This window comes from Methylobacterium nigriterrae (genome assembly GCF_037106235.1).
Lineage (GTDB): Bacteria > Pseudomonadota > Alphaproteobacteria > Rhizobiales > Beijerinckiaceae > Methylobacterium > Methylobacterium nigriterrae.
In genome coordinates, this window is the sequence record NZ_JBAWTG010000762.1 from 1 (window position 1) to 284 (window position 284).

A 284-nucleotide genomic window follows, 5' to 3' on the forward strand; every position below is an offset into this window, starting at 1 on the left:
AAGGCCGCACACATGTCAGCACCCGACCACGTGCCACACCGCTCTTGAAGATTTCTCTTGCTCCTAAAGGGGCGTCCACACATGTCGCAAACGCGAATGGGCCTGCGTTCACGGCCCGTTAGCCATACCCGCCCAGCTTGCCGCTCCGCCCTCGGAGCCGGTCCATGATCCTCAACGCCCTGGCCCTCAAGCTGAAGCGCCAAGCCCGCGGTGACTTCAAGGGCCGGCACTTCGAAGCCACCCTCATCGTGCAGGCCGTCTCCTGGTACCTGCGCTACGCGCTG

The 284-nt window shown here is 64.1% G+C and carries 1 pseudogene; it reads left to right on the forward strand.

The features are described from left to right. Positions 1-164: 164 nt before the first annotated feature. Positions 165-284: pseudogene (locus tag WDW90_RS39060) on the forward strand (IS6 family transposase); the annotation flags it as partial.